Below are 18,772 nucleotides of genomic sequence, written 5' to 3' on the forward strand. Positions count from 1 at the left end.
GAATGCACCCTACCGGTAACATAACCCTAGGTTGTTATTTCGCGCACCGATTAACGAAGCCGACACCGTCCTTTATTAACCCCAGGGCTTGTGCGCAAAAATCATAGCTTGCGGTGCATGGAATGCACCCTACCGATGACATTACCAGTAGGGTGCGCTTCGCGCACCGATTCCCGAGGCCGACACCGTCCTTTATTAACCCCAGGGCTTGTGCGCAAAAATCATAGCTTGCGGTGCATGGAATGCACCCTACCGATAACATAAACCCCATGGTGTTGCTCCGCGCACCGATTCCCGAAGCCGACACCGTCCTTTATTAACCCCAGGGCTTGTGCGCAACAATCATAGCTTGCGGTGCATGGAATGCACCCTACCGATGACATAAACCCCATGGTGTTGCTTCTGCGCACCAAACATTATTAACGGCGCATAAAATGCACCCTGCCGATTACATAAACCCTATGGTGTTGCTTCTGCGCACCAAGCATTATTAACGGTGCATGGAATGCACCCTACCGATGACATTACCCGTAGGGTGCGCTCCGCGCACCGATTAACGAAGCCGACACCGTCCTTTATTAAACCTCTGGGCTTGTGCGCAACAATCATAGCTTGCGGTGCATGGAATGCACCCTACCGATGACATTACCAGTAGGGTGCGCTCCTGCGCTCCTGCGCACCGATTAACGAGGCAGACACCGTCTTTATTTAACCCCAGGGCTTGTGCGCAACAATCATAGCTTGCGGTGCATGGAATGCACCCTACAGGGGTGTTTAGGGCTGCCGTATTTTTTAGACTTTAGTAAAAATAAGCCCCTCAAGCGCCAGACCGGATTTCACAAAATCCAGATCAAGTTTATAGCACCCTTTCTCAAGTTTCACCTGCAGCCCTTCAACCTTCACCAGCTTGCCATCGGTACCGTTAACTGCAAAAGACATGCTAAATAGTCCGTTAACCCACAGGCTACATGACGATTGCGCCAGTGAATTACGATCATAACGAATAAGGCCGCTACATTGATAGATACCCGGCTCAGCCACTGCGATTGTCACACTGGTATTGGTTTTACAATTAAGTTTGATCGGATCTTCAATGGGCAATGCATTAACAGCTGAAATGTCGTTGGAAATACAGCTGTTTGCTGCAAACGTCTTAATCGGCTCATAAGCCTTAAGCGGACGCGCCATAACAGGGGCTTCCATAATAAAACGGCAGATATTCATGGCACTGCGTTGCAGCTCACCGACGGTCAAGCTACCCTTTTGTAACGCTTCAAGTGTGTCGTCCCCCATACTATTACCCTGGGCGCCGTCATTTTCGACCACCATGTAAAGATCATTTTGCGCACGGATCATAAAAGAGGTATGGATTTTATCTTCTTTGCCCGCTTTAATAGGATCGTTCATTTTAGCCCACCAGTCGGTCATTACAATCCCGGTGAAGCCCCATTCACCCCGTAAAAGAGTGCTATTAAGATCGTAATTAGAGGCCGTCCAATGGCCGTTAATAGCGTTGTAAGCGGTCATAATGGTTGAAGCCTGCCCCTTCTTAACGGCTATTTCAAAGGGTTTAAGGTGAATTTCGCGCAGCGCACGCTGTGACATAACGCTGTCTACATCAACACGGGCGGTTTCTTGATCATTGGCTGCAAAGTGTTTCATCGTGCCGGATACCCCCGCTTTTTTAAGTCCGCGGGTTTGTGCTGCCGCCATGATCCCGGTCATTAAAGGATCTTCAGAGAAGTATTCGAAGTTTCTGCCGTTAAGAGGATGGCGGTGAATATTGATACCCGGACCTAATAAAGTATCAATCCGATTGGCATAAAGCTCTTGCCCTACAAGATAGAATAACTGCTCATTCAGCTCACTGTTCCAGGTACAGGCAAGCAGTGTACCGATAGGCACTTGCGTGGCTTTATGGCCGCTGTCCATACGTATTCCCGATGGGCCGTCCGCTGCGGCGGCCACCGGAATACCCAAATTAAACAGGCTGTCAGAAAGACCGCCAAAAGCCGCTGCGCTGCCGGGGGTAACCTTAGGGCTGCACATTCCCTCCCCTCTAACAATAGTCGCAAGTTGTTCTGGGCTCATTTGCGCCACAAAGTCGTTCAGGGAAGCGCGTCCCTCTTTTACATCAATCAGCTTTATCCCTTGATCACCTGTGATAGCAAAAGATCTAGGCATGTTTGCTTGAATCCGCTCAGCCAGCGAAATGCTGCGCTGAGGGACAGCCTCGTAAGTTGCCCGATAAAGACCATTTTCCCCTAGCTCGCCAGGTTTTAGTCGTTCAAAATCTATAACCGGTGCCAGTGCTTCAGTGAATTTTTCTATCACTAATAACTGCTCCAGTTGCAATGTTGCACTTATAAGTTTTGCATGACGAACGCTAGCACCGACATAAAACTGATAACAGCCCGGTTCGACAACGTAGCAGTTGCGCTGTCCTGTTACACCGCTGTCATCATAGGAAGCCAGGGTTTTAAGTGCGATGCAGACGCGCAGGATTTCATCTTCACCCGGCTTAAGTCGCTTGGATTTGGCAAAGCCTGCTAATACGCGTGCGGGTTTACCAAGACGGCCTTGCGGCGCCTCAGCATAAATTTGGATAACCTCTTTACTGCTGTGTTTTGAGCCGATGTTTTCTACTTTTATATCAAACTGCAGGACTTGGTTAATGCCGGCGCCTTGCACTTCATGTGAAACCAGCTCACGGCTAAACTGCGTGTATGAAAGACCCGCCCCAAACTCATACTGGACAGCTTTTGGGTTAAAGGTCTCAAAATAGCGGTATCCTACATAAATATCTTCAGCGTAAAGATTATAATCTTTGCGGCCAAAATTAGCGGAGGATGGATAATCAGAAAGTTGATAAGCGATAGTATCACTCAGACGGCCGCTGGGTGAGATATCACCGCAAAGAACATCAGCTAAAGCGTGACCACCTTCCATACCGGCCGCCCAACTATAGAGTACGGCTTGAATCGATTGCTTATTTTGGATCGACTCCAGCCAGGACATGTCCATAATATTGGTCACATTAAAAACAATAATAACCTTGTCGAAATGGGTGTTAATTTTTTCGATCATTAATACTTCAATATCAGTCAGCTGATAACTGCCCGCTGCATCGGCGTTATCCTGATCTTCACCTGCAGTACGGCCGATAAAAAACACGGCTTTATCGGAATTAGCCGCAGCCTGTTTAATTATCTCATCAGCGAGTGGCATCTCTTGTTGGAACCAGGGCTCCGCAGCCCAGCCGCCACCGCCGTCGTCAAAAGGATGCTGTGCAATCCAGTCTTCATAGATGGTCACCAGGTGTTCATTAACTTTTATCGCAGGGTTAGAACGAAGTCCTTGTAGTGCGTTGATTGCATAGGGCACATTAACCGCGCCCCCGGAGCCTGTACCACTGCGATAAGTATCTATTTGGCAGCGACCAAAAAGCGAAACCGTCTCTCCTTTATTCAGAGGCAGGATCGCGTTTTTGTTTTCCAGCAGTACGATACCTTCGCCAGCGGCTTGACGGCTGACGGGGACAAGATTTTTCTGAGCAATCCTAATTCTTTCTGTTTGCATGGTTAAGTCTCCAATTCCTAAAAAGGTTTATTCCGCAAAAATTCAAGGTCTAAAATCACTTAATTATTTCTTTGGCTGTCATTGCCCGAGCTATTCTTCTCTGGGCATTCTGCCGGCGCGCTTTGCTGTTTATCGTTATATTTTAGAACAGTGACGCCAGGGTCTGTTGACCTTTCGTGTGCGTTTTTGCAGCAACTTGTGCGCATTTCATACAACACCGAGATTGGGCCCTGCAGTTATTCTACATAAGCAGGCCATAACGTAGTCGATCGCATGCACAAGCTGCCCTGCGGGTTCATCTAAAAGCGTCCTGCGCTGCGTTATTCGTCGTTTACATAGAATAACTATGCTTCGCTCCTCATGCCTTGCTCAGAACACTTTTAGATTGAACAAAATTCGTACTACAAAGGTCAACAGACCCTCGTATTTAGAAAATATTTTAGCGGTTATAGCGCACTTTTGTGGTTAATTATCGCCGCATTTTAATACTATACCGTCAAAAATTGATTTAATTTTGATTCTGTGAGGAAACTGTTCTTTTAAATAGACATAAAAGTATTCAAAATGCGGATCAGAAAGCGGGTGAATTTGGCTGCGTATTTGACCAGTACCTTGGCCAGTGAAAAATATTTTTGAATGTCTCCCCTTTTTCCTCCCATTGAGGCTAACATATTCCAATATCTGTAAAAATATCGGATTAATGGCGAGATACACAAACAAACAGATCTAATAACCGCATTGATACGTATACCTAACATAAGAATAATTTAAGTCCCTGAGGTTTATCATGCTAACGATTTTTTACGACGGAAACTGCCCGCTGTGCTCTATGGAAATGAAAGAATTACGCCGCTATGACCAGCACAACAACATACAGCTGGAGGACATTCACCAAAGCGGTTTTGAACAAAAATTTCCCGATATCGACAAGATCAAGGCAACCAACATACTGCACGGAAAATTGAACGGCGTCACTTTGTTTGGACTGGATGTGACCTGTCATGCATGGCGACTGGTGGGCAAAAAACCCTGGATTGCGGTGTTGCGCTTTCCCATTATCAAACCCTGTGCCGATTGGGCATACCTGTTATTTGCAAAACACCGAATGCGTATTTCAAGCCTATTAATGGGCAATAAAAGCTGTGAAAATGGCCAGTGTAGTATAAAAACCACAGATAGTGCGCAGGAGAAAAATAATGACCGGCGTTAAACGTTGTGCCCTGGTTATCGGCGCGAGCAGTGCCATTGCACAAGCGCTGATTGATAACCTGCTGTTGAATGATGAGCTTGTGGTTTATGCCATCAGCCGCCGTTTTCCAGCGGATTTTAGTGATCGCATGCTTAATCAAAAAAGATTGCAGCTGCTTGAATGTGATTATAGCCCGGCGCAGTTAAGCGCAATTATTGAAAAAATAAAAACGACCTCTCTTCCCTGCGTGAAGGTTTTTATCTGCAATGGCATTTTACATAACCGTACATTTTTACCGGAGAAAAAAATAGAACAATTTTCTGCCGATATATTTCAACAGGTTATGCATATAAATGCCGTCGTTCCCGGTCTGTGGCTGCAACAGTTAATTACCTTACTGAAGCACCCGTTGCCATGCGTTGTGGTGGTATTCAGTGCCCGAGTAGGCAGTATTAGCGATAATCGTGCCGGTGGCTGGTACAGTTATAGGGCATCCAAAGCGGCACTTAATATGTTCGTAAAAACAGCCGCCATTGAATATGCCAGACGTGCCAAAAACGTCAGGTTGATAGTCTTTCATCCCGGCACCACTGACTCTAAATTATCCCAACCTTTCCAATCCAATGTCGCACCGGAAAAATTATTTAAGCCTGAATTTGTAGCGACTCAGCTTTTATCTTTAATTAAACCACTTGGGTCAGAAAGTTATGTTTCCGACCATCAAGCGACTTTTATTGACTGGCAGGGAAAAGAAATAGAATGGTAATAACAGCTGAATCAGAAAATTACGTTTCCGAGCATCAAGCGGTGTTTATTGACTGGCAGGGAAAAAAGATAGAGTGGTAATAACAGCTGAATCAGAAAATTACGTTGCCGAGCATCAAGCGGCGTTTATTGACTGGCAGGGAAAAGAAATAGAATGGTAATAACAGCTGAATCAAAAAAATAAAGGGGTACCCGGTAAACATCGACACTTTATATAGGCATAACTGGCGGTAATAAACTGAGCGGACTGACATGCGATGAACTTTTTAAATATGAAATATGTACTAATTTTGGTGATCATAATGACAAACATAAACCACAGCTTGGCCGAAGAGATTAACTTTAAAAGTAAACAATTCAGTAACCGCTGGCAGACAGTGAATGATTCAGTGATGGGCGGAATTTCAAGGAGCAAAATATCAATCGAAAACAATATTGTCTCCTTTAGCGGCCAGCTTTCATTCGAAAACAACGGTGGTTTTGCTTCTGCCCGATACATTCTTAATAAACCGATAGCCGCAAAAGACAAGGTATCTATTACTTTCAAAGGAGATAATCGTCGTTACCAGTTACGTTTAAGAACCAATACGGGGCCCGGCGCGATTGCCTACAAAGTTGATTTTTATGCGCCGGCGAACAACTGGAATAGCTTAATTTTTAAGAAAAACGATTTTATCCCGACCTACCGAGGGACAACCGTTGACGATGCGCCGCCATTAAATTTAGCGGATGTTAAACAAATTAGTCTTATGATTGCAGACAAACAATTAGCCGCTTTCCGGTTAAAAATTAGTCAGATTGGTTTTTTATAAAGGTGCCAAGGTTAATATTTACTGCGGCCCTTAAATGAAAGAAGCCTGTACGAACAAGCTTCTTTTTATCGGTTTTATAAACTTATTTTTTATAAAGACAGAACCATTATTTCTCTGTGATTAAGTGGATTAACTTATTATCAGATAAATACGCCTGGTCGACCTGCTCAAGCTTGTTATAGCGGATCATAGCACGCAGTCCTTCAATATATTCCTGTCCTCGCTCGGAATATTTATCCAGAGTACCCGCCAATTTAATGCCGGTCGCCGCTTGATCATCGGCGCGCAGTTCACTGCGTAAAACCCGTAATTTTTGATATGAGCTGTTGCTGTTAATATTAAGCATATAACCTTCAACCGAAGCAAGTGGACTATCAAAGCGCGCAACGCCATAATCACCCAGCTCTTTTCGGTGCGCTCGAGGTTTCATACCATTACCGGTAAAATCCCACTGACCAAAAAAAGCATTACCTTCCTGCGTAAAACGCGAAGTCGCCCAACCACTCTCTTCAGCTGCCTGCGCCAGTGCTAACGACGGGGGCAAAATATCAACACGGGCCAGTAATGTATTACGCATCTCTTTATCTAACTCGTCTGTCTTGTCTTTAATAACCCGGTATTTAATGGCAATGTTTTTAAGTTTGAGCGCATCCAAGGGGCTACTTTTAACTATTTCCCGTTCACGTAAAATATTTTCATTGGACACTAACGCCAGAGGTGTCATAAGGCGGAAAAATATCATTTTTTTGGTTTCTACGGGCAGTTTTTTTGATCCCTCAGCCCAGTGCTTACCAACGCCTTCAAAGGTAATACGCGGTACTTCGCGGTTGCCTTTATTCCAATTTTCATTGTTGTACTGGTATTTATCAAATAAAGCATTCAAATCATCAAGCGACGTGATAGTGACTTCAATGGGGTTTGCCATCAGTTTTTCACTTTCACTGCTGCTGTTCAGTACATAGGAACAGGCACCTATCAATAAGCAGCTGATCAGTGTCAAAGCAATATAACGGGCAGAAAAGAGTTTTGTCATGGGCAGAGTTCCTCAGAGTAAAATAGCGGTAAGTATATTAATGCGCTTAAACAACTTTGCTGTTGATTTAAGGTGCTAACGTGTCTTTCGTTATAATAAAGAGGGAGTATTTTAACAGATTTTAACGATATAGATGCAGTTTTTACTTTATCGACGTTAAATGTCATTTCTTTATGAAGTTTTAATAACACCTTAATCATCAAATAGTTGCTTGTTTTTAGGGTTTGTATGAGTCAATTACAAATAGCGCAACCACTGATTAACGTACGGCAAAGTAAAAAACAGTCCCCCCTTTGTGGGTGCCGGATTATCCATGTAGGTATTAAAAAAAAGACAACTGATTCATTATTTCCAAACTGGAAAGAACTATTAATTAATACAATAAGTTGCATTTATTTACCTTCTTTATCTCCGTAAAAACATGACCCGCTAAATACTGAGAAACAGATACACTCGGCTATTTTTAGACTCACTGTCAATAAGTTGCATCATTAAATTTAATTCTCTACAAAAAGACAACCATTTCACATTACGGCATGATTAATGCTCCTTTAATAATTAAGCTGAATAAAGACTAAAAATAACAATCTTCCAGTGAAAAATGCACTACAAGCGCGCGCTATGCACCCCGACAAGCCAATTTACGCGGTTATTATTGGAATAATTAGCTTGTGAAATTAATAAGGAAAATACAAATGGCCGTTATATCTGTCATCGGATTTAATCGCAGTACCCGGTTACTTATGCAGGAAAGCACAAAGATAAAAAAGAGAAAGCAGCATTTCGTCAGTCAAGTACCTGCAGCCCTAAACATCTTTTTCAGTTTACCCCGTCATTTACTAAGGACAGTACAATGAAGATAAAAAAATCAATATTTTTACTCGTTTTATTTATAACAACCCTGCTGCAAAGCCAAGCTGCATTCGCAGATCAAAGCATTGGTGTTGTCATCAATAAAACATTTGAAAATGCAACGGGCTGGTTTGTGAGTCTTATTTTTGCACCTGTACCGGGTACTAGTTTTCCCTGGATCGTCACTTGGTTGGTGATTGCAGCCGTTGTTTTTACCTTATACTTTAGATTTATTCAATTTCGTGCCATCAGACATACGATTGATTTAGTTAAGGGGGACTATTCCGATCCCAATAATGCCGGTGAAGTGACCCACTTTCAGGCTTTAACAACCGCTCTTTCCGGTACCGTTGGTCTGGGTAATATAGCAGGTGTCGCTGTCGCCTTAAGTATTGGCGGACCGGGCGCGACATTCTGGATGGTGCTTGCGGGACTGTTGGGCATGGCATCTAAATTTACCGAATGTACGCTGGGTGTAAAATATCGTAATGTAAATGCCGATGGCAGCATTTCCGGTGGCCCAATGCATTACATCTCTAAAGGTTTTGCTGAAAGAGGCATTCCCGGAGGCAAAATAATGGCCAGTATTTTTGCTATATTTTGTGTACTGAGTTCATTTGGGGCAGGCAATATGTTCCAGGCAAATCAGGCTCATGCTCAAATAAGCACTATTACCGGTGCCTATCCGGGCTGGATCACCGGCGTTGTCTTTGCCGTTATTATTTTTGCAGTTATTGCTGGCGGTATAAAATCTATCGCCAATGTCAGTGAAAAAGTGGTTCCTTTTATGGCGGTGCTTTATGTTGCAGCGGCATTGATGATTTTAGGGGCTAATGCGGATAAAATTGGTTGGGCATTTTCTCAAATTTTCGCGGGTGCTTTTACCGAAGTCGGTGTGACAGGCGGGATTGTTGGTGCCTTAATCCAAGGTTTCAAACGTGCTGCATTTTCTAACGAAGCGGGCGTTGGCTCGGCGCCTATTGCGCACTCTGCGGTAAAAACCAATGAGCCTATTACCGAAGGACTGGTTTCACTGCTTGAACCTTTTATCGATACCGTTGTTATCTGTACTATGACGGCATTGGTGATTATTATTTCCGGGCAGTTACTCGTTGATGCCAATACCGGACTTTATTTAATAGGTGAAAACGGGCAGATTCTGACCGCTTCCGGCGCTTCCGGCGTCGCCTTAACGTCGGTTGCCTTTGGTCAAACGGCGAGCTGGTTCCCCTACGTGCTGGCGGTAGCTGTGGTCTTATTTGCATTTTCGACCATGCTCAGCTGGTCATACTACGGGCTAAAGGCGTGGACCTATTTATTTGGTGAGAGCAAAGTGACTGAAATGAGTTATAAAATTTTATATTGCTGCTTAGTTGTAGTCGGTGCAGCAGCAAGCTTAGGTGCTGTCATTGATTTTTCTGATGCCGCGATGTTTGCCATGGCGATCATCAATATTACCGGCTTGTATTTCTTAATGCCGATAGTGAAAAGAGAATTAAACTCTTATATGGCGCGCCTAAAATCAGGTAAAATCAGAAAATTTATTGAGCAGGAAGACACGGATCAAGCTCTGCCAGCTGAAGAAAAATTTAGCTAAACGGCACGCTTAATTTAAGCCTTTATTAACCATTCGCTTTATATACTTAATGCGGGTCATCGGACCCGCATTAAGTATTCTATGATTATTGCACAGCTAACATTCCCCCCGGCTTAGATTGACCGGCGCTGGTAATATAGAAAACACCTCACATGTTAAACAAGCCAGGTCTAGCTTATGCGCAGCGAATGCCTCGCCTTTTATGTAAAGAGAATTTATTATTGAGGAGCAACCTTTTTAAGTGAGTCTTTTTTCTTTAGTGAACGGCCTATTCTATAACAATCAACAATAGCCACTAACCAAATAATCAGCAGTATGATGGAGATAAAATCTGTCCCGAGAAAACCATCGCTTGAAGGCTGTTGTGATACTAAATCGCTAATAGCGGTTACATCGGCGGCGACTTCACCCCGTTGAATTTTATCAACGATCAGCATGGCACTTTCGAGTACTTTAGCAATCAACAGATAAGTTGCTGTCAAAGCGGTTGTCGCCAAGATCGCCGCAGAAATATAGCGCTTGAACAACAGATGACCCACACCGGGAAAGATAAAAGCGGATAATAATACGGCTTTGATTGTCTTCTTCATTAACACCCTTTTCTTTCTATAAAAACAGGCTTCAAGAGTAGCATATAACAAAGGGCCTGCTGTTTATTTTCACCCGTTAGCCCGCTGTATTAGATAAGCGGAGTACTGTTAGCAGGATAATTATTTACCAAAAACCCAGCTAAAATTCGGGATTTAAAAGGTCTGAGAGCCCGATATTTTATGATATTTCGGCATCAAAACGTCTGCGCATTTACCTAACGGATACTATACTGGTATTAGTGAATAACGGCCTGCTCTGCTCACATCTCGGAAAGCAGAGAGTTGCCAAAGCACAGATAAGTTTACCTGAGATATTAGCCGCCACAAATCAGGTTTGAGCAATGATCCTGATCGGTTAACGGTAACAGAAAATCAGAAAGGGGAAATAAACGATGGCAGGATCACGGCAGAACTTAGATCGCTTTGTCGACAGCGAATATCCCCATGGTTTTGTAACCGACCTGGAAACCGATAGCCTACCTGCAGGTTTGAGTGAGACGGTTATAAGGCAGATATCGGCGCTTAAGCATGAACCAGATTTTATGCTGCAATGGCGCCTCAAAGCCTATCGACATTGGTTAACTTTGAAAGTGCCAACATGGTCAAAGCTGCATTATCCGCCCATTAATTTTGATAACATTGTTTTCTACAGCGCCCCGAAAACCGCTGCGGATGGCCCTAAAAGCCTCGATCAGATTGCGCCTGAAATTTTACAAACCTATGAAAAATTAGGTATTCCACTTCATGAACGCGCACAGCTGGCAGGTGTCGCCGTGGATGCGGTTTTCGACAGTGTTTCCGTAGCAACTACCTTTAAAAAACAATTGGCCGAAGTGGGGATTATTTTCTGTTCATTTTCCGATGCCGTGCAGGAGCACCCTGAACTGGTTAAACGTTATTTGGGCACAGTAGTGCCCTATACCGATAACTATTATGCGGCGCTTAATGCTGCGGTATTTAGCGACGGGTCTTTCTGCTATGTCCCCAAGGGAGTGCGTTGTCCGATGGAACTGTCCACTTATTTTCGGATTAATTCTATTAATACAGGGCAGTTTGAACGCACTTTAATAGTCGCCGAAGAAGGTGCTTATGTCAGTTACCTTGAAGGCTGCACGGCTCCGATACGGGATGAGCATCAATTACATGCCGCCGTTGTTGAATTAATTGCCCTTGATGATGCTGAGATTAAATACGCCACGGTGCAAAACTGGTATCCGGGCGACAAAAACGGCAAAGGTGGCATTTACAATTTTGTTACTAAACGGGGGCTATGCCGGGGCCATCATTCTAAAATTTCCTGGACTCAAGTAGAAACCGGATCGGCCATTACCTGGAAATATCCCAGTGTTATTTTACAGGGGGATAATTCCCGCGGTGAATTTTATTCCGTTGCTTTAACTAATCATTATCAACAAGCCGATACCGGCACTAAGATGGTCCATATCGGGAAAAACACCTCCAGTACTATTATCTCCAAGGGCATTTCGGCAGGCTATGGTTCTAACGCTTACCGGGGGTTAGTAAAGATAGGTCCGAAAGCAATTAATGCCCGCAATTACAGTCAGTGTGATTCATTGCTGCTCGGAGAAAATTGCTCTGCCCATACTTTCCCCTATATAGAAGTGAAAAATGCCACAGCGCAAGTCGAGCACGAGGCAAGCACCTCAAAAATAAGTGATCAGCAGTTATTCTATTGTATGCAGCGCGGTATTTCTCAGGAAGATACGGTCGCCATGATTATTAATGGTTTCTGTAAAGCGGTGTTTCGTAAACTGCCGATGGAATTTGCGGTTGAAGCTCAGGCTTTAATGGAAGTGAGCCTGGAAGGTTGCACCGGGTGAGTTGGCTTGAATAAGCAGGAGTCAGGAATGTTGAATATAAATAATGTACACGCAGAAATCCAAGGTAATACGATTCTAAAAGGGTTAAACCTGTCTGTTAAAAGCGGAGAAATTCACGCCATTATGGACCCCAATGGCTCAGGAAAAAGTCCCCTTGCTAATGTGTTTGCTCGGGTAAATCATACACTCAGAGCTATTCGGCACAGGAGTTAGCTATGTTGAATATAAATAATTTACACGCAGAAATCCAAGGCAATACGATTCTAAAAGGGTTAAATCTGTCGGTCAAAGCCGGTGAAGTTCACGCTATTATGGGCCCTAATGGTTCAGGAAAAAGTACCCTTGCTAATGTTCTGGCTGGGCACCCAGACTATCAAGTCACTGCTGGCGAAGTCATCTTTCAAGGGGCTGATTTATTAGGGTTTTCCGTTGCGCAGCGCGCCTGTGCCGGACTCTTTGTGGCTTTTCAATATCCGCTGGAAATCCCGGGTGTCAGCAACGTGCAATTTCTTAAACTCGCACTTAACAGTCAACGTAAATATCGTCAGCTCAGTGAGCTTGATGCGCTTGATTTTTTACAACTGGTTAAAAGCAAGGTACAGGAAGTGGGCATGGAGGAGGAGCTGTTATACCGTTCGATTAATGAAGGATTTTCCGGCGGTGAAAAAAAACGCAATGAAATCCTGCAGATGCTGGTACTGGAACCGCAACTTGCGATCCTCGATGAAACAGATTCCGGACTGGATATTGATGCGCTAAAACTGGTAGCACAGGGTGTTAATGCCTTCCGTTGTGATCCTAATGCCGGTCAGGAGCGCGGCCTTATTCTCATTACCCACTATCAACGCCTGCTTAACTTTATCAATCCGGATTTTGTTCATATTCTCTTTGACGGTCGCATTGTCAAATCCGGCGGGCCTGAACTCGCCCTGGCATTGGAGAAAAATGGCTATGCAGATTTATTACCTAAGGGTCTTTCTTAGCAATAAATAGCGGTTAAAAAAAACAGGAGGTGCGAATGAATGCCCGTGAACGTTTGCTTACAGACTTTGCTCGAAGCAAGGCATATTTTCCCGGACATTTATTGCCCTGGTTAACCTCCCTGCGGGAAAGTGCCATCGAAAACTTTGCCGCTCAAGGTTTTCCAAGCCCCAATGATGAAAGTTGGAAATACACTAATACCAAAAAGCTGCAGCAGACTGAATATTGTATTGCCCAACAAGCAGTCATTCCTCCTATTGACTCCCTAGCCGCTCAAATTAAAGCGCAACAGTTGTGTCCTGATGAGCAGCGCATGGTCTTTATTAATGGGATTTATCACCCTGAGCTTTCATCGATGTCTCCCCTACCTAAGGGCATTATTCTCAGCAGTTTCGCTCAGGCGCTACAGGATCACCCTAAACTAATGGCATCAACATTAGGGAAAATAGTTAATCATCAAGCACAGCCTTTCAGCGCATTAAATAGCGCATTTATGTCCGACGGCCTGTTTTTATGGGCAGCGGAAAACAGCCAAATGGCCTCCCCGATTCACTGCCTGTTTATTTCTACCACCAGCGCCAAGCCCGTTGTTTTTTATCCTAGGCTGCTTATAGTACTTAAAAATAATACCCCATTAACCCTGATCGAGCACTATATTGACCTGAGCGCCACCAGCTTCGATCCGGACATGACAGCCACAAAACAGACGGCAGGAAATCATCATTTAATCAACACGGTAACCGAAATCCACCTTGGTTCTGAAGCGCATTTGGATCACTATAAATTACAGCAGGAGTCGCTTAACAGCCGTCATATTGCTGCCATGTATGTGCAGCAGCACCGGGCAAGCCAGTTCACCTCGCACAGTTATTCATTGGGAGCCGCGCTTGCACGATGCGACATTCAGATTCAGCTTACCGGCAGCCAAGCCGAATGCACTTTGAACGGTGTCTATTTGGTAGATGGTCAGCAGCACGTTGATTACCACACTCAAATCACGCATTTAGCACCGGATTGCAGCAGTCAACAGCTCTACAAAGGGGTGATTCAGGGGCACGCACGGGCAGTTTTTAACGGTAAAGTGATCATTCATCCAGAAGCACAGCAATCAAATGCACAGCAGCTTAATAAGAACCTGTTACTCAGTGATAGCGGCGAAGTTGATACTAAACCCGAGCTGCAGATCTATGCCGATGACGTTATATGTAACCATGGTGCCACCGTGGGGCAGTTGGATACACAAGCTCTATTTTATCTGCAGTCCCGGGGGGTTAGTCAAAGTGATGCACAAGCTTGGCTGGTTTATGGCTTTGTCAGTGAACTGCTTGAGCGTATTAATAATCCCTTGCTGCGTAAGTTCATTCAGCTGTCCGTCACGGCGCAACTTAACCGCTTGGTGGGTAACGATGCTTGCGACTTTCCTGTGCTTTTCCCAACACAAAATGGAGAGCTATCATGTCGTTAATTGACCGATCAGCAAAGCATAACAGTTTACCATTCAGCAAGATTGACTGCCCGGCAATACGGCGCGTATTTTTCTCTGTTAATAGAAAATGGAAAGCACTTATGTCGTTAATTGACCGATCAGCAAAGCATAGCAGTTTACCATTCAGCAAATTGACTGGCCGGCAATACGGCGTGACTTTTCTCTGTTAATACAAAATGGACAGCACTTATGTCGTTAATTGACCGATCAGCAGAGCATAGCAGTTTACCATTCAGCAAGGTTGACTGGCCGGCAATACGGCGTGACTTTCCCCTGTTAACGCAACAACCTTATGGTAAACCCTTAGCTTATCTTGATAATGCCGCGACTACGCAAAAACCCAATATTGTTATTGATAGCGTCGCGCACTTTTATCGTTTTGATAATGCCAATGTTCATCGCGGTGTTTATCAATTAAGTGAGCGGGCGACTGCAGCCTTTGAGGCCGCAAGGGACAAAATAAAGTACTTTTTAAATGCCCCGTTACGGGAGGAAATTATTTTCGTCCGCGGTGCGACTGAGGCTATCAATCTGGTTGCACAGAGTTATGCCCGGCCGCGCCTTAAACCCTTTGATGAGATTCTGATCAGCGCCATGGAGCATCATTCCAATATAGTGCCCTGGCAAATGGTCTGCAAACAAACCGGCGCACAGTTAAAGGTGATACCAATCAATGATAACGGGGAGATCATGCTGGATAGTTATCGGGCGTTATTAAGTGAAAAAACTAAAATAGTGGCGATCACCCATCTATCCAATGCTCTGGGGAGTATTCCCCCGGTGCAAAAAATGATAACCATGGCGCATGCTAGAGAAATACCGGTATTACTTGATGGTGCTCAGGCGGCAGCTCATTTCAAAGTCGATCTGCAGACTTTGGATTGTGATTTTTACACTTTTTCCGGTCACAAAATTTACGGCCCTACCGGCGTTGGGATGTTATACGGCAAAAAAAGCTATCTTGAAGCAATGGAGCCCTATCAGGGAGGAGGGGAAATGATCAGCCGGGTCAGTTTTGAAAGCAGTGACTATAACAGCCTACCTTACAAATTTGAGGCGGGCACACCTAATATTGCGGGCGTGGTGGGCTTGGCTGCGGCGCTCGGTTACATCAATACTATAGGTCTTGACAATATTCGCCAACGCGAACAGCAGTTATTAAATTATGCCACCCAAGCATTAGAACAAACAGCCGGATTGCGTATTATTGGCATGGCAAAACACAAGGCCAGTATTATCTCTTTTGTGCTGGATAGCGCGCATCCCCACGATATCAGTACCATTCTCGATCAGCAGGGAGTCGCAATTCGAGCAGGCCATCACTGTGCGATGCCATTGATGACCCGTTTTAATGTTCCGGCGACAGCACGCGCTTCCTTTTCTTTCTATAATAATGAAAGTGACATTGAACAATTGGTGCAAAGCTTGCAGCTGGTAAACCAAATTTTCAGCGGAAAAATGGGGGAATAAAATGAATGACGAACTACGCGCATTATATCAGGAAGTGATTATTGACCATGGCCGCCATCCTAGAAATTTCAAAAAGCTTGATCACCCCAGCTATACTCAAGAGGGATACAACCCCCTCTGTGGTGACCGTTTGACGCTTTATTTACGCATTGCTGATAATAAAATTATTGATGCCAGTTTTGAGGGACAAGGCTGCGCCATCTCAATGGCGGCATCTTCATTGATGACCGAAAGAATCAAAAACATGCCTGTTACGGAAGCACGACAATTGTTTGATGCTTTTCAGAACTTAGTCACGCAACCTGATCCGCCTAAAAAAATCCGTGAGTACTTAGGAAAACTGACGGTGCTCGGTGGGGTTAGAGATTTCCCGGTCCGCATCAAGTGCGCAACCCTGCCCTGGCACGCGCTTAACGCCTGCTTAAATAATATCACTAAGCAAATCGTTTCAACGGAGTGAACTGCATGTTTGAACAGGTGACTGTATTACGCGATTGTAAGGCTATTACCATTCCAAACGGGGGAATGATTACCCTTAAGAAAGGAGATCAAGTTGTTATTACTCAAGCATTGGGTGGCAGTTACACTGTTAATTATCACGGGCAGTTATTGCGAGTGACCAGCGAAGATGCCGATGCCCTGGGAAAACCTGCGCTAACGGCCGTAAGCGAACAAAATACGATTGATCATGAGGTCAACTTTGTACAACTCTATGATCAGCTTAAAAGCTGCTATGACCCGGAGATCCCGGTCAATATTGTGGAACTCGGCTTGATCTATGACGTTAACTGCTATCAACTCATTGACGGGCGAAACCTTGTGCGCATTATTATGACTTTGACTGCCGCCGGCTGTGCTATGGGCACGGTGATAGCCGATGAGGTAAAGCGTAAATGTCTGGCGCTGGCCAATGTTGACCAGGTTGAGGTGGTCATTGTCTTTGATCCACCATGGAGTTACGAAATGGTCTCCGATGCGGCAAAACTGCAGCTCGGGCTGCTCTGAAGAAAACCAGGAGTTTATAGAATGGCAAAATGGATAGACGTTTTACCCGCTAATGAGTTAAGCGCAGGCATGACTAAACTGCTGGCGTTTGAGGAAGTAGAGCTGTTATTAATCAATATCGCGGGTGAGTTTTTCGCCATTGAGAACAGATGCAGCCATGATGATGGTGAGTTAAACGGCGGAGAAATCTGCGCTGCTGAAATAACCTGCCCACGTCATGGTGCGCGCTTTAATATAAAAACAGGCACCGTATTATCTGCACCCGCATTTGACAATATTAAAACTTATCCGGTCAGAATAGTAGACAATAGAGTGCAGGTCTTTGATCAGGAAAAATAACAAAATAAGTTTAGGTATAGACGGTATTGTCATTCTATTCTGACCGGTACTCGCCGCCGGCCAAAATTTTCCCGAGGTCCGGCGAACCGCCCTGCCAATAGCTGCCCGCAATGCAAACAGTGTCCGGACTCGTCAATATTATATTCCCCCAGCTGATACCAGTCCCGTGCAATCAGCAACTGTTGGCAACTTGGACAATAGGTGCTGTCTGACTCGCTATTATGGACATTGCCACAATACACATGATGCAGGCCATAGCTCAAGGCTATTTTTCTGGCGCGTAATAAGGTCGCTAGCGGTGTGGATTCTTTATCCATCATTTTAAAATCAGGGTGAAAAGCGCTGAAATGCAATGGTACATTCAAGCCAAGGTTTTCAGCTATCCATTGACACATTTTGTTTAACTCCTGATCGCTGTCATTTTCACCGGGGATCAGTAAGGTGGTGATTTCAAACCATACTGAGGTTTGATGCTTAAGATATAACAGGGTATCTAAGACGGGTTGTAACTGCCCGTGACAGATTTTATGATAGAACGCCTCGGTAAAGCCTTTTAAATCAATATTGGCGGCATCCATATGGCGATAGAAATCAACTCTGGGTTGATCGCACATATAGCCTGCACTGACGGCAACACTTTTGAGTCCCAAGGCTTTGGCTGCCACTGCTACATCAATGGCATATTCCATAAAGATCACCGGATCGTTATAGGTAAAAGCAATACTTTTACAGCCCTGCTCTTTGGCAACCAGAGCCAGTTGTTCGGGCATGGCGGTATCACAAAGGGTATCTATCTCACGCGATTTACTGATCTCCCAATTTTGACAGAATTGGCAGGAGAGGTTACAACCGGCGGTGCCAAAGGACATCACACTTGAGCCGGGGTAAAAATGGTTGAGTGGTTTTTTCTCAATCGGGTCGATGCAAAAGCCTGAAGAACGACCGTAACTGGTCAGGACTATTTTTCCCTGATGATTCATACGCACGTAACAGATACCGCGTTTCCCTTCACGTAAGTGGCAATGATGAGGGCATAAATCACAGGTGACTAAGTCCTCTCCCTGATGTTTGCCCTCTTCTTTATGCCAATAGCGGGTAGGAAAAAACGCTGGCGGTTGCTTATCCATGGTAATCACCCTGTTTATTGTTATATACCTAAATTATAGTTTATTTACAACACCAGGTATTTGCAGGCCCTCTAATGAGAACCTCCGTCAACAGACAATAACCTTA

The 18,772-nt window shown here is 44.6% G+C and carries 16 protein-coding genes; 12 read left to right on the forward strand and 4 right to left on the reverse strand.

Annotated elements, in window-relative coordinates; all coding sequences use genetic code 11:
* Window positions 1–792: 792 nt before the first annotated feature.
* Window positions 793–3,579 carry a glycoside hydrolase family 3 protein gene (locus tag CXF72_RS10445; protein ID WP_101038910.1) on the reverse strand — a complete coding sequence of 929 codons (2,787 nt, stop codon included), beginning with the start codon at window positions 3,577–3,579 and terminating at the stop codon, window positions 793–795.
* Between the two features lie 787 nt (window positions 3,580–4,366).
* Here CXF72_RS10445 and CXF72_RS10450 point away from each other — a divergent pair.
* From CXF72_RS10450 to CXF72_RS10460, 3 genes are all read left to right on the forward strand, one after another.
* Window positions 4,367–4,789 (forward strand): thiol-disulfide oxidoreductase DCC family protein, encoded by a 423-nt coding sequence (locus CXF72_RS10450; RefSeq protein ID WP_101038912.1) that lies wholly within the window; start codon window positions 4,367–4,369, stop codon window positions 4,787–4,789.
* Window positions 4,776–5,534: an SDR family NAD(P)-dependent oxidoreductase gene (locus CXF72_RS10455; RefSeq protein ID WP_101038913.1), complete on the forward strand. Its 759-nt coding sequence runs from the start codon at window positions 4,776–4,778 to the stop codon at window positions 5,532–5,534. Before CXF72_RS10450 ends, CXF72_RS10455 begins: the two co-directional genes overlap by 14 nt.
* A 301-nt stretch (window positions 5,535–5,835) precedes the next feature.
* Window positions 5,836–6,345, forward strand: a complete 510-nt coding sequence (locus CXF72_RS10460; protein ID WP_157823236.1) for a CIA30 family protein — start codon at window positions 5,836–5,838, stop codon at window positions 6,343–6,345.
* Window positions 6,346–6,451: 106 nt separating this feature from the next.
* On the opposite strand, the gene CXF72_RS10465 is transcribed toward CXF72_RS10460, so the two are convergent.
* Window positions 6,452–7,378 carry a glucosaminidase domain-containing protein gene (locus CXF72_RS10465; RefSeq protein WP_101038917.1) on the reverse strand — a complete coding sequence of 309 codons (927 nt, stop codon included), beginning with the start codon at window positions 7,376–7,378 and terminating at the stop codon, window positions 6,452–6,454.
* Between the two features lie 853 nt (window positions 7,379–8,231).
* Between CXF72_RS10465 and CXF72_RS10475 the strand changes: the two genes are divergently transcribed.
* On the forward strand, window positions 8,232–9,827 hold the full coding sequence (locus tag CXF72_RS10475) for an alanine/glycine:cation symporter family protein (protein WP_101038920.1): 1,596 nt from the start codon (window positions 8,232–8,234) through the stop codon (window positions 9,825–9,827).
* Window positions 9,828–10,045: 218 nt separating this feature from the next.
* Here CXF72_RS10475 and CXF72_RS10480 read toward each other — a convergent pair whose 3' ends face one another.
* Window positions 10,046–10,417 carry a hypothetical protein gene (locus CXF72_RS10480; protein WP_101038922.1) on the reverse strand — a complete coding sequence of 124 codons (372 nt, stop codon included), beginning with the start codon at window positions 10,415–10,417 and terminating at the stop codon, window positions 10,046–10,048.
* 392 nt (window positions 10,418–10,809) lie between these two features.
* Between CXF72_RS10480 and sufB the strand changes: the two genes are divergently transcribed.
* The 8 genes from sufB to CXF72_RS10520 all read left to right on the forward strand — a co-directional run bounded on the left by sufB (window position 10,810) and on the right by CXF72_RS10520 (window position 17,539).
* Window positions 10,810–12,258 carry a Fe-S cluster assembly protein SufB gene (gene sufB, locus CXF72_RS10485; RefSeq protein ID WP_101038924.1) on the forward strand — a complete coding sequence of 483 codons (1,449 nt, stop codon included), beginning with the start codon at window positions 10,810–10,812 and terminating at the stop codon, window positions 12,256–12,258.
* Between the two features lie 27 nt (window positions 12,259–12,285).
* Window positions 12,286–12,471, forward strand: a complete 186-nt coding sequence (locus CXF72_RS10490; RefSeq protein WP_442966040.1) for an ATP-binding cassette domain-containing protein — start codon at window positions 12,286–12,288, stop codon at window positions 12,469–12,471.
* Between the two features lie 2 nt (window positions 12,472–12,473).
* Window positions 12,474–13,241, forward strand: a complete 768-nt coding sequence (gene sufC, locus CXF72_RS10495) for a Fe-S cluster assembly ATPase SufC (protein WP_101038926.1) — start codon at window positions 12,474–12,476, stop codon at window positions 13,239–13,241.
* Between the two features lie 35 nt (window positions 13,242–13,276).
* Complete coding sequence (gene sufD, locus CXF72_RS10500; RefSeq protein ID WP_101038928.1) at window positions 13,277–14,704, forward strand: Fe-S cluster assembly protein SufD; 1,428 nt, start codon at window positions 13,277–13,279, stop codon at window positions 14,702–14,704.
* Window positions 14,705–14,914: 210 nt separating this feature from the next.
* On the forward strand, window positions 14,915–16,195 hold the full coding sequence (locus tag CXF72_RS10505; RefSeq protein ID WP_101038930.1) for a cysteine desulfurase: 1,281 nt from the start codon (window positions 14,915–14,917) through the stop codon (window positions 16,193–16,195).
* A 1-nt stretch (window position 16,196) separates the two neighbouring features.
* On the forward strand, window positions 16,197–16,655 hold the full coding sequence (sufU, locus tag CXF72_RS10510) for a Fe-S cluster assembly sulfur transfer protein SufU (RefSeq protein WP_101038932.1): 459 nt from the start codon (window positions 16,197–16,199) through the stop codon (window positions 16,653–16,655).
* Window positions 16,656–16,660: 5 nt separating this feature from the next.
* A complete protein-coding gene (gene sufT / locus CXF72_RS10515; RefSeq protein ID WP_101038934.1) occupies window positions 16,661–17,200 on the forward strand; it encodes a putative Fe-S cluster assembly protein SufT in 540 nt (179 codons plus the stop codon).
* 21 nt (window positions 17,201–17,221) lie between these two features.
* A complete protein-coding gene (locus CXF72_RS10520; RefSeq protein WP_101038936.1) occupies window positions 17,222–17,539 on the forward strand; it encodes a Rieske (2Fe-2S) protein in 318 nt (105 codons plus the stop codon).
* Window positions 17,540–17,568: 29 nt separating this feature from the next.
* On the opposite strand, the gene amrS is transcribed toward CXF72_RS10520, so the two are convergent.
* Window positions 17,569–18,666 (reverse strand): AmmeMemoRadiSam system radical SAM enzyme, encoded by a 1,098-nt coding sequence (amrS, locus tag CXF72_RS10525; RefSeq protein ID WP_101038938.1) that lies wholly within the window; start codon window positions 18,664–18,666, stop codon window positions 17,569–17,571.
* Window positions 18,667–18,772: the final 106 nt, after the last annotated feature.

It is taken from the genome of Psychromonas sp. MB-3u-54, assembly GCF_002836415.1.
Lineage (GTDB): Bacteria > Pseudomonadota > Gammaproteobacteria > Enterobacterales > Psychromonadaceae > Psychromonas.